This is a genomic window from Rhizobium tibeticum (assembly GCF_900110205.1).
Taxonomy (GTDB): Bacteria; Pseudomonadota; Alphaproteobacteria; order Rhizobiales; family Rhizobiaceae; genus Rhizobium; species Rhizobium tibeticum.
Genome location: NZ_FOCV01000003.1, coordinates 276,774 through 288,980 on the forward strand (window position 1 = coordinate 276,774; position 12,207 = coordinate 288,980).

Here is a 12,207-nt window from a genome sequence, read left to right on the forward strand (position 1 = left end):
AAAGAAGGGCAGCCCGAAGGCCGCCCCTCGGTCATTCTAATGTTGGTCAGCCGGCGTAGCTGACCAACAGATCCTTTGCATCGATCTGATCGCCGGCCTTGACGAGCACTTCCGCGATCGTGCCGTCCTTCTCGGCATGAATTGCCGTTTCCATCTTCATGGCCTCGATGGAAACCAGCACGTCGCCGGCATTGAGCGCCTGGCCTGGTGAGACGAAGACGCGCGAGATGACGCCCGGCATCGGGGCACCGACATGGGCGGCATTGCCCGGCTCCGCCTTGCGGCGGGCGGCAGCGCCGGTGGCGCCATGCGCACGATCCGGGACCTTGATACGGCGTGGCTGTCCGTTCAGTTCGAAGAACACGGTGACCATACCCTGGCTGTCCGTGCCGCTCATCGCCTGGTTGACGATGACCAGCGTCTTGCCCTTCTCGATGTCGGCAAACAGTTCCTCGCCATCAGCAAGACCGTAGAAATAGGCAGGCGTCGGCAGCACCGAGACCGGGCCGTAGGTGTCGGAGGCCAGTGCAAAGTCGGTGAAGACCTTCGGATACATCAGATAGGAGGCGAATTCATAGTCGCTGACCGCGCGCTCCAGCTTGGTCTCGATCGTCTTGCGCTCGACATCAAGATCGGCATCTTCGAGCAGCGAGCCCGGGCGGACCGTATAGGGTGCATCGCCCTTCAGCGCCTTCTTCTGCAGCGCTTCCGGCCAGCCCGACGGCGGCTGGCCGAGGTCGCCCTTGAGCATCGAAACGACCGATTCCGGGAAGGAGACCTCCTTGTCGGCGCTGACGACGTCGGCAACGGTCAGGTCCTGCGACACCATCATCAACGCCATGTCGCCGACGACCTTGGAGGACGGCGTCACCTTGACGATATCGCCGAACATCTGGTTGGCATCGGCATAGGCCTGCGCCACTTCGTGCCAGCGGGTTTCCAGGCCAAGCGAGCGGGCCTGCTCCTTGAGGTTGGTGAACTGGCCGCCTGGCATTTCGTGCAGATAGACTTCCGATGCCGGCCCCTTGAGGTCGCTTTCGAAGGCAGCGTACTGATGTCGGACCGCTTCCCAATAGAAGGAGATGCGGCGGATCCATTCCGGATCGAGGCCGGGATCGCGCTCGGAGCCGCGCAGTGCCTCAACGATCGAGCCGAGGCAAGGCTGCGAGGTATTGCCGGATAGTGCGTCCATTGCCGCATCGACAGCATCGACGCCGGCGTCGACGGCCGCGAGAACGGTTGCCGCGGCAATGCCCGAGGTGTCGTGCGTGTGGAAATGGATCGGCAGGCTGGTCGCATCGCGCAGCGCCTTGAACAGGACCTTGGCGGCAGCCGGCTTCAAGAGACCGGCCATATCCTTGAGGGCGATGATATGCGCACCGGCCTTTTCGAGCTCAACGGCAAGATCGGTGTAGTACTTGAGATCGTACTTCGGACGCGCAGAGTTCAGGATGTCGCCGGTGTAGCAGATCGTGGCTTCGCAGAGCTTGTTCTCTTCGGCGACCGCATCCATCGAGACGCGCATGTTGTCGACCCAGTTCAAGCAGTCGAAGACCCGGAAAAGATCGATGCCGCCCGCTGCGGCCTGCCGAACGAAGTATTTGACGACGTTATCAGGGTAGTTCTTATAGCCGACGCCGTTCGCCCCGCGCAGCAGCATCTGCAAGAGCAGGTTGGGGGCGGCCTCGCGCACGAGCGACAGCCGTTCCCACGGATCTTCCGTCAGGAAGCGCATCGACACATCGAAGGTCGCACCACCCCAGCATTCGAGTGACAAGAGGTTTGGCAGGGCATGCGCGTAGGTGCCGGCGATACGGGCGATATCATAGGTGCGCATGCGGGTGGCAAGCAGCGACTGATGGCCATCGCGCATCGTCGTATCGGTCATCAGGATGCGCTTTTCGTTGCGCATCCATTCGCCGAACTTCTTCGGGCCGAGCTTGTCGAGACGCTGCTTCGTGCCGTCGGGAATACCGTTGCCGTTGGTATAGGGCACGATCGGCTCGGCGATACCTGCCGATGGCTTCGGGCGATCCTTGGCTTCCGGATGACCGTTGACCGTCACATCGGCGAGGTAGGTCAGAAGCTTGGTTGCGCGGTCCTGTCGCTTGACCTGCTGGAAGAGCTCCGGCGTCGAGTCGATGAAGCGCGTGGTGTAGCTGTTATCCCTAAACCTCGGATGCGTGATGATGGCTTCCAGGAAGGTCAGGTTGGTGGCCACGCCGCGGATGCGGAATTCGCGCAGCGCCCGGTCCATGCGGGCGATCGCCTCCGGCGGGTTCGGTGCCCAGGCCGTGACCTTGACCAGCAGCGGGTCGTAGTAGCGCGTGATGATCGCACCGGAATAGGAGGTGCCGCCATCGAGGCGGATGCCGAAGCCGGACGCCGAACGATAAGCGGTGATACGGCCGTAATCCGGAATGAAGTTGTGCTCCGGGTCTTCGGTGGTGATGCGGCATTGCAGGGCGTGGCCGTTGAGGCGAATGTCCTTCTGCTGCGGCACGCCCGATTCCGGCGTCCCGATCGCAAAGCCATCGAGAATATGAATCTGCGCCTTGACGATGTCGATGCCGGTAACGACTTCGGTGACCGTATGCTCGACTTGGATGCGCGGATTGACTTCGATGAAGTAGAACTTGCCGGTATCGACATCCATCAGATACTCAACCGTGCCGGCACCGATGTAGTTGGTGGCGCCCGCGATCTTCAGCGAGTAGGCCGCCAGTTCCTGGCGCTGCGCCTCGCTCAGATAGGGGGCCGGCGCACGCTCGACGACCTTTTGGTTGCGGCGCTGGATCGAGCAGTCGCGCTCGAAGAGGTGCACGACGTTGCCATGCGTATCGCCAAGGATCTGGCTTTCGACATGGCGCGCACGCTCGACGAGCTTTTCCAGATAGACCTCGTCCTTGCCGAAGGCGGCCATTGCCTCGCGCTTGGCTTCCGTCACCTCGCGCGCAAGATCGGCCTCCGAGCGAATGACGCGCATGCCGCGCCCGCCACCGCCCCAGGAGGCCTTCAGCATCACGGGGTAGCCGATCGCGGCCGCCATCCGGGCGACTTCGGCCATATCATCCGGCAGCGGCTCCGTTGCCGGCACGACGGGCACGCCGACCGAGATCGCCAGATTGCGCGCCGCGACCTTGTTGCCGAGCTGGCGCATGGTATCGGCCGTCGGGCCGATGAAGATGATGCCGGCCTTGTTACAGGCATCGACGAATTCCGGGCTTTCCGACAAAAGGCCGTAGCCCGGATGGATTGCATCGGCACCGGACAGCTTGGCGACGCGGATCACCTCATCAATCGACAGATAGCTCTCGATCGGCCCGAGATCACGGGCAAGATGCGGGCCGCGGCCGACCTGATAGCTCTCGTCGGCCTTGAACCTGTGCAGCGCCAGTTTGTCTTCTTCCGCCCATATCGCGACCGTTTTTATCCCGAGCTCGTTGGCCGCGCGAAACACGCGGATGGCAATTTCCGAACGGTTGGCAACAAGTATCTTGGAAATGGGCAATGCAGTCTCCTCACGGCATCGAAACGGGCAATGCTGCACCCGCGAAGAGAAGTCTTAACGCGCTGTCACGGAAAGTTCAATTTCTTGAACCGCCCCAAATAGAATTTCTCTAAGGTTAGGTGATGAGCCCATGCCGGAAGGCGACAGCAACTGCATGCTGCCTATTTTTGGCTTTCAGCTTGTCTTGCAGGCCATTCATGTACCAGTCGACGGTGTGGTTTGAAATCGTGAGGCGTTTGCCGATCTCCACCGAGGTCATGCCTTCCGCAAGGTATTGAAGTATTTCCATCTCGCGGCGCGTCAAGCGCGTGTCGATACCTGAGACGTGTTCAAGTGTCTGCGCCTCCCCCTTCAGATCAAGCAGACGCCAGAACGCCTTTCGGGCAACGGCATCAAAAAGGGAGATCTCGACAGGAGAGAGGTCCACCGGCGTTCCGCCGACGCTCATGTTTCCGAGGATGCCGTTTCGGCCATGGATGGGGAAAATGTAGCCATCCTTCAGGCCATGGCTATGTGCGTCCGCCATCATTTGCTCCATACGGCGGTGATGCGGATCCTTGCGAAAAGCCGCCAGACTGTCCTTCCAACGAAATGGTCTTTGCGCATATGCGAGATAGCGTATCGTCGGATCGGTCAGAACGTATTTCTTCGAAATATAGATCTGCGGCCATTTCTCTGGCCAATGGCCGGCCAACATAAGACTGATTGGATCTTCGGTAGCTTTCAGATGTCGCAAAAGGCCGTAATACTGGAAGCCGTAGGAGCGGATGATATGCTCCAGCTCGCCGACCACTCGCTCGGGCCTCCGACACTCGTCCAGAACGACAAGCAATTGAATTAATGAATGAATATTCACAGAAATGCCCCTACCCCAATTGGGCTCCGTGCCGAATGGTCACGACTAATGGACGTGCCTGGTTTGGGCGCCCTTCGACGCAATCAAAATGTCAATCTATGGTGTGCCAACGCGGCCTTGCAGCGCAAGTGAAAATTGCGAAATTCACGATACGCCCCAAAAAATTTCAGAGCGGTCCCTTGGAACGGATCTGCGCACGCCGCAGGCGCAAAAGAATCGGGCCACCATTGCCTGCCTGAACGCTCTGTTAATCGCTGGTTCAGGTATCTTTTTGTAGCGTTGCAACGTCCCTTATTTCGCACCTGCACAAGAGGTATCGCCGTGTCGCTATTCAAGGTCTATGCAAGAGCTTTGCGCTATCTTGGCGCCTACAAGCTCCGCGTATCCCTGGTCGTTATCGCGAACATCGTGCTTGCCGCGATCACAATTGCCGAACCGATTTTGTTCGGCCGCATCATCGATGCGATCTCCGGCAAGGGCGAAGTCAAACCCATCCTTTTCATGTGGGCCGGCTTTGCCGTATTCAACACGATAGCATTTGTTCTTGTCGCTCGTGAGGCTGACCGGCTGGCGCATGGTCGCCGCGCAACGCTTCTGACTGAAGCCTTCGGCCGTATCATATCGATGCCGCTTTCCTGGCATCACCAGCGCGGCACCTCCAATGCGCTGCACACACTTCTTCGTGCATGTGAAACGTTGTTCGGCCTCTGGCTGGAATTCATGCGCAATCACTTGGCCACCGCCGTTGCGATCGTCATCCTCATCCCGACCGCGATGTCGATGGACCTTCGTCTTTCGGGCGTGCTCGTCGTGCTCGGCGTGGCCTACTGGCTGATCGGTCGTCTTGTCATGAGCCGTACCAAGGATGGCCAGGCGTCGGTCGAAAACCACTACCATTCGGTCTTTTCGCATGTCAGCGACTCGATCAGCAACGTATCGGTCCTGCATAGCTACAACCGCATCGAAGCGGAAACCAAGGCGCTGAAGTCCTTTGCAGAGCGCCTGCTGCAGGCTCAGTATCCAGTTCTCGACTGGTGGGCTCTGGCTGGCGCAATGAACCGCATGGCATCGACCATCGCCATGATGATCATTCTGGTGATCGGCACGCTGATGGTTCAGTCCGGTGAACTCCGCATCGGTGACGTCATTGCCTTCATCGGTTTTGCCAACCTGCTGATCTCGCGTCTCGACCAGATGCGCCAGTTCGCAACGCAGATTTTCGAGGCCCGCTCGAAACTCGTGGACTTCTACTCGCTCGAAGACTCGGTGCGTGAACGCGAGGAGCCGGCCGGCAATTCCGATATCGCCGACGTCAAGGGTGAAGTCGAATTCCGCAACGTGTCGTTCCGCTTCGGCAACACCGCGCAGGGCCTGCACAACGTGTCTTTCACCGCAAAGGCTGGCCAGACGGTTGCGATCGTCGGTCCGACTGGCTCGGGCAAGACCACGATGATCAACCTGCTGCAGCGTGTGTATGACCCGGACAGTGGCCAGATCTTGGTCGATGGCCACGATACGACGAAGATCACCCGCAAGTCGCTTCGCCGCTATATCGCAACCGTGTTCCAGGATGCCGGCCTGCTCAACCGCTCGATCAGCGACAACATTCGCCTCGGCCGGGAAGGGGCTTCTGATGAAGACATGCGTCGCGCCGCAGAAGCCGCTGCTGCCGCCGACTTCATCGAGACACGCGAAGAACAGTATGACACCCATGTCGGTGAGCGCGGCAACAAGCTCTCGGGCGGTGAACGCCAGCGTGTGGCGATTGCCCGCGCCATCCTCAAGGATGCGCCGATCCTGGTACTCGACGAAGCCACAAGCGCGCTCGACGTCGAAACGGAAAACCGCGTGAAGGCCGCAATCGACAATCTACGCCAGAACCGCACGACCTTCATTATCGCCCACCGTCTTTCGACGGTTCGTGAAGCGGACAAGGTCTTGTTCCTGGACGGCGGCCGGGTCGTTGAAGAAGGCAGCTTCGAAGAACTGAGCCATAGCAACGGCCGCTTCGCGGCATTGCTCCGTGCCAGCGGCATTCTCACCGACGAGGAAGTCCGCAAGGCACATACGACTGAAGCCGCCTGACCAAGGCATGCAACCCAATCGATCCAAGCCGGATGGTTCCGCCATCCGGCTTTTTTCTTGCCCGGCAAGAGCCATCTCCTAAAATATCTGAAGCCAAGACGCGGGAGGTCGCATGCAAGTCAGACGAATTGTCGTCAATCTCGAAACTCCCGATCCGGCTGCCGCAAGGGAATTCTATCAGGGTATCCTCGGACTGGAGCTCCTAATGGATCACGGCTGGATCGTGACCTATAGCTCAAGCCAGCAGATGTTGGTACAGGTAAGCTTCGCGAGCGAGGGCGGCTCGGGCACACCGGTTCCGGGCCTTTCGATCGAGGTCGATGATGTCGATGAGGTCTTCGCAGCCATGAGTGCATCGGCCTTCGAAATCGTCTACGGGCCGACCAACGAGCCTTGGGGTGTTCGACGCTTCTATGTGCGCGACCCCTTCGGAACAATCGTAAATATTCTTTCCCACAGGCCGTGAAGCCGGAATCGCCCCGACCAATCGGGCGATATTGCGAGGCCGCCGCCATCCGGCGACAATCCGAGCAGGGGCGTTAGACTAAAGTCATAATCCCAAAGCCGCTCTCTGTCTGGATGAGCTTTTCTGTCACACTCTGGTCAGGCGAACCGCGACCCCGGGGGTATGCTTTGAGGAGAGTATGGGCGCGCGCCGCGTTTCAAATCGTTCTGTGGAGGACAGAAAATGGCAAATATCGCAAGCGTGGACGGCGCCAAGGCCGGTCCGATGACGGGCGAGGAGAAGAAGGTTATCTTCGCCTCATCGCTTGGCACGGTTTTCGAATGGTATGACTTCTATCTTTACGGTTCGCTCGCCACCTATATCGGCGCGACCTACTTCACCCAGTATCCGGAAGCAACGCGAAACATCTTTACGCTTTTGGCCTTTGCCGCCGGCTTCTTGGTGCGCCCGTTTGGCGCGCTCGTCTTCGGCCGCCTCGGCGACCTCGTCGGCCGCAAGTACACGTTCCTGGTGACGATCCTCATCATGGGCCTCTCGACGTTCCTCGTCGGCATTCTTCCCGGTGCGGCGACGATTGGCATCGCAGCGCCGATCATCCTGATCGGGCTTCGCCTGCTGCAGGGTCTTGCACTCGGCGGTGAATATGGCGGTGCGGCAACCTATGTGGCCGAACACGCGCCACATGGGCGGCGCGGCTACTTCACGTCATGGATCCAAACCACTGCAACGCTCGGCCTGTTCCTGTCGCTGATCGTCATCGTCGGTGTTCAGCTCCTCATGGGCAAGGAAGCTTTTGCCGCATGGGGCTGGCGCATTCCGTTCCTGGTCTCCGTCGTGCTTCTCGGCGTCTCCGTCTGGATCCGTCTGAAGATGAACGAGTCACCTGCGTTCCAGAGAATGAAGGCGGAAGGCAAGGGCTCCAAAGCCCCGCTCACCGAAGCCTTCGGCCAGTGGAAGAACGCCAAGATCGCGCTGATCGCGCTTCTCGGCGCCACCATGGGTCAGGCAGTCGTCTGGTACGGCGGCCAGTTCTACGCGCTGTTCTTCTTGCAGAACGTGCTCAAGGTCGAGCTGCAATCGGCAAACATCATGGTGGCCATTGCCCTTATCCTCGGCACGCCCTTCTTCGTCGTCTTCGGCGGCCTCTCCGACAAGATCGGCCGCAAGCCGATCATCATGGCCGGCCTGCTGATTGCAGCGGTGACCTACAACCCGCTGTTCAAGGCCATGACCTGGACGGCCAACCCGGCGCTTGCCGAAGCCCAAGCATCGGTCCGCGCAACCGTGACGGCTGACCCGGCTGACTGCAAATTCCAGTTCAATCCGACAGGAACGTCGAAGTTCACCAGTTCCTGCGACGTGGCGACGGCCTTCCTGACCAAGAACTCGGTGCCTTACGACGTCGTCCCCGGCCCGGCTGGACAGCCGGCAACCGTCAAGATCGGTGATGAAACCATCACCAGCTTCGACGCCATCGCGGCCGGCGACAAGGCAAAGGGCCTGACGTCCGCTTTCGAAAAGAGCATCAATATCGCCCTTCATGACGGCGGCTATCCGCTGAACCGCGGCGCCGTCAAGGTTGCGGATGCCAAACTGGAAGCGTTCATTGGCGCCAATCCCGAGCTTGCGCTAAACGCAGACGCGATCCGCGCCGGCACCAAGGAAACCATGCCTGCCGACAAGCTCGTGGCCGGCAAGCTTCTGACGGCGGATGAGGCAAAGAGCGTCACCGACATGGCGGTCTACAACATTGCCAAGGGCGGCACCTTCGCCATGACGGCCGACCCGGCCCGCGTCAACTGGATCGGCACGATCGCCATTCTGTTCGTGCTCGTTCTCTACGTGACGATGGTCTACGGTCCGATCGCCGCGCTTCTGGTCGAACTCTTCCCGACCCGCATTCGCTACACCGGCATGTCACTGCCGTATCATATCGGCAACGGCTGGTTCGGTGGTCTGTTGCCCGCGACGGCCTTCGCAATGAGTGCCGCAACTGGCGATATCTACTTTGGCCTCTGGTATCCGATTGTCTTCGCAGCGATCACGCTGGTCATCGGTCTCATCTTCCTGCCGGAAACGAAGGACCGCGATATCCACGCCATGGATTGATCCGAGCAATCGAGATCTGAACAATGGCCCGGCGCTCGCATAGCGCCGGGTTTTTTCGTGCCGGGCAATGACCTAAAGAAGGCGGCTGAGCCGCGGTGTCGGCCAACCGTCACGACCGATCGAGAACACCAGTCCGAAGCGCGCGAACAGGATGGATGTTGCGAAAGCCAGCCAAGCCCCCAATGCGAGGCCGGCTGCGACGTCGCTCGGATAATGCACACCGATGATGACGCGCGTTGCGCCCAGCCAGAGGCCAATACCGATGAAACCGAGCCGGAATCGAGGAAAGAGGAGCGCCAGGGCCATGAACAACGCGCCGATATTGGAGGAATGGCCCGACGGAAAGCTCTGGTGCAGGAAGTCCATTGTGAAGGGCGAGAAGCTGAAGATGCCCTCCTGATCATAAAGCAATGGTCGAGCGCGGCCGAGGGCGAACTTCAGCAGATTGGAAATGATGCTGGCAAACAACACCGACAGACCGACATAAGCGGTCATCTGTCCAAAATAGACGAGCCGGAAGCGTCGGCGGACCCTCCATAGTCGCCGGCGGACGACATAGCCCGTAGCCAGGATCGTCGAAAGTCCCACCAGGATCCAGACGAGCCTGCCGATGTCGGTGACATCGCCGGCGATCGATACCAGCGGAGGCGAAAGACTTGTGACCGCCTGCCCCAGCGGCCGGTCGAAGACAAAGAAAGCGATGGCGACCGCGTTGACGGCGAAAAGCGTGAAGCCCTTCCAGGGAACCCGACGATGGATCGAGCGCCGCGCATCGTAGCGCTTTCGCAGATAGCTCCGGCAGTTCGGCTTGCGATCGATGACTTCGTTCATTCTGCTCCCGCTCGTTTCTCAGTGCAGAACGGAAATAGGAACGCCATCAGGCGCCTTCAAGCAAAGGCCTTCCGCAGCAATTGATGCGGAAGGCTCGAGACGTGTTTCACGTGAAATATCAGATAGAAAGCGCCTTGAACTCAGCGAGGATCGCGTCGCCCATCTCCGTCGTGCCGACCTTTTTGCAGCCTTCCGCCATGATGTCGCCGGTGCGGATGCCCTTGTCGAGCACGTTGGCGATCGCCTTTTCCAGATTGTCGGCTTCATTCACGAGGTTGAAGGAATAGCGCAGGCACATGGCGAAAGAAGCAATCATCGCGATCGGATTGGCAATGCTCTTGCCGGCGATATCGGGTGCCGACCCATGCACCGGCTCGTAGAGCGCCTTGCGCTTGCCGGTCTTGGCGTCCGGTGCCCCGAGCGAGGCCGACGGCAACATGCCGAGCGAACCGGTCAGCATGGCGGCAACGTCGGACAGCATATCGCCGAAAAGGTTATCGGTAACAATGACATCGAACTGCTTCGGCTGGCGAACGAGCTGCATGCCGCCGGCATCGGCCAGCATATGCTCAAGCTGGACGTCCGAATACTTGGCCTTGTGCGTTTCCGTCACGACCTGGTTCCAAAGCACACCCGACTTCATGACGTTGCGCTTTTCCATCGAGCAAACGCGGTTCTGGCGGGTGCGCGCCATTTCGAAGGCGACACCGGCGATCCGCTCGATCTCGTAAGTGTCGTAGACCTGTGTATCGATGCCGCGCTTCTGGCCATTGCCAAGATCGATGATCTCCTTCGGCTCGCCGAAATAGACGCCGCCGGTCAGCTCGCGGATGATGAGGATGTCGAGACCTTCAACCAGCTCCGGCTTCAGCGACGAAGCTGATGCAAGTGCCGGGTAGCAGATGGCCGGACGCAGGTTCGCAAACAGCTGCAAATCCTTGCGCAGGCGCAGCAGGCCGGCCTCCGGGCGCACCTCATAGGGAACACTATCCCACGTCGGGCCGCCGACGGCACCGAAGAGAACGGCGTCCGCTGCAAGCGCCTTCTGCATGTCGGCTTCGGAGATCGCGGCACCATGCGCGTCATAGGCGCTGCCGCCGACCAGGCCTTCGTCCGTGACGAAGCCGGCATTCATCGCCTCGTTCATATAGGCAATGATCTTGCGGACCTCACCCATGGCTTCTGGGCCGATGCCGTCACCCGGCAACAGGAAAAGATTGCGCGTTGTCATGAAACCCTCCGCGGAAAAACAAGTTGCGGCTTCTTAGACCCGCAAAAACGGCATTTCAAGCGAGCGGGAGGCCGATTCGGTACGGTTGCGGAATTACTGCCGACATCTCGCGTTGACCGATCGGCGCATGAGGGTCCACACAAGGAGGACCTGTATCGACACGCTCACCTGGAAACCATCATGCCATCTACGCCCCTGCATCTCGACACTCCGCTTTTGCGCACGTCCGCCGGCTACAGCGCCAGCAACAAGCCGCTATGGCTGAAGCTCGATGCGCTGCAGCCATCTGGAAGTTTCAAGCTCCGCGGTGTCGGCCGGCTTTGTCAGCATGAGATCGGGAACGGCGCCCGCGAGATTTTCTGCGCCTCCGGCGGCAATGCCGGGATCGCCGCCGCTTATGCCGGACGTGCACTCGGCATTCCGGTTACGATCGTCGTGCCTGAGACGACATCGCCAGAAGTGCGCCGATCGATCGAGGCGACCGGCGCGACTGTCCTCGTGCATGGATCAGTGTTCGACGAAGCCAATGCCTATGCAATCGAACGCGCGAATGCCAGGAAGGCAGCCTATGTGCACCCGTTCGACCATCCGCTTCTGTGGGAAGGGCACGGCACATTGATCGACGAGGTTGTCGCAAAGGGCGCCGACTTTGATTGCGTCATCACGAGCGTCGGTGGTGGCGGCTTGCTTGCGGGCATCGTTGCCGGTCTCAAGCGAAACGGCTTGTCGCATGTGCCCGTGATAGCCGTCGAAACCGAAGGAGCCGAGTCGCTTCATGCGAGCCTCGCGGCCAACGAACGCATCATCTTGCCGGCGATCACCTCAATCGCCAGTTCACTCGGTGCGCGCCAGGTGGCGCAGCATGTCTTCGATCTGCCGAAGCACCACGCGATCGAAAGCGTCACGGTGACGGATGCACAGGCGCTCGCCGCTTGCCTGAAGTTCGCCGATGCCTATCGCATTCTGGTTGAGCCCGCCTGCGGGGCTGCGCTGGCAGTCGCCGACGTGCACGCCGACATCCTCGCCGGATTTAACAACCCGCTGATCGAAGTCTGCGGCGGCATCGGCGTCTCGCTGGAGAAGCTGAAAGCCTGGAAAGAACGGCTGCTGTAAGCCAA

At 60.0% G+C, this 12,207-nt stretch carries 8 protein-coding genes; 4 read left to right on the forward strand and 4 right to left on the reverse strand.

Annotated elements, in window-relative coordinates:
• Window positions 1–46 precede the first annotated feature (46 nt).
• Complete coding sequence (gene pyc, locus BSG20_RS05110; RefSeq protein ID WP_072369728.1) at window positions 47–3,511, reverse strand: pyruvate carboxylase; 3,465 nt, start codon at window positions 3,509–3,511, stop codon at window positions 47–49.
• Between the two features lie 115 nt (window positions 3,512–3,626).
• Window positions 3,627–4,367 (reverse strand): helix-turn-helix transcriptional regulator, encoded by a 741-nt coding sequence (locus tag BSG20_RS05115; RefSeq protein WP_072369731.1) that lies wholly within the window; start codon window positions 4,365–4,367, stop codon window positions 3,627–3,629.
• A gap of 321 nt (window positions 4,368–4,688) precedes the next feature.
• On the opposite strand from BSG20_RS05115, the gene BSG20_RS05120 reads away from it, so the two are divergent.
• From BSG20_RS05120 to BSG20_RS05130, 3 genes are all read left to right on the forward strand, one after another.
• A complete protein-coding gene (locus tag BSG20_RS05120; RefSeq protein ID WP_072369734.1) occupies window positions 4,689–6,452 on the forward strand; it encodes a glucan ABC transporter ATP-binding protein/ permease in 1,764 nt (587 codons plus the stop codon).
• A 112-nt stretch (window positions 6,453–6,564) separates the two neighbouring features.
• On the forward strand, window positions 6,565–6,918 hold the full coding sequence (locus tag BSG20_RS05125) for a VOC family protein (RefSeq protein ID WP_072369737.1): 354 nt from the start codon (window positions 6,565–6,567) through the stop codon (window positions 6,916–6,918).
• A 222-nt stretch (window positions 6,919–7,140) separates the two neighbouring features.
• The gene (locus tag BSG20_RS05130) at window positions 7,141–9,027 is read left to right on the forward strand and encodes an MFS transporter (RefSeq protein WP_072369740.1); all 1,887 of its coding nucleotides are present in this window, start codon (window positions 7,141–7,143) and stop codon (window positions 9,025–9,027) included.
• Window positions 9,028–9,099: 72 nt separating this feature from the next.
• On the opposite strand, the gene BSG20_RS05135 is transcribed toward BSG20_RS05130, so the two are convergent.
• Both BSG20_RS05135 and leuB read right to left on the reverse strand, forming a co-directional pair.
• A complete protein-coding gene (locus tag BSG20_RS05135) occupies window positions 9,100–9,858 on the reverse strand; it encodes a phosphatase PAP2 family protein (protein ID WP_072369743.1) in 759 nt (252 codons plus the stop codon).
• Window positions 9,859–9,976: 118 nt separating this feature from the next.
• Complete coding sequence (leuB, locus tag BSG20_RS05140; RefSeq protein WP_072369746.1) at window positions 9,977–11,089, reverse strand: 3-isopropylmalate dehydrogenase; 1,113 nt, start codon at window positions 11,087–11,089, stop codon at window positions 9,977–9,979.
• A gap of 180 nt (window positions 11,090–11,269) precedes the next feature.
• Between leuB and BSG20_RS05145 the strand changes: the two genes are divergently transcribed.
• Entirely contained in the window at window positions 11,270–12,202 is a 933-nt protein-coding gene (locus BSG20_RS05145) for a pyridoxal-phosphate dependent enzyme (RefSeq protein WP_072369749.1), read from the forward strand.
• The last annotated feature ends 5 nt before the right edge of the window (window positions 12,203–12,207 follow it).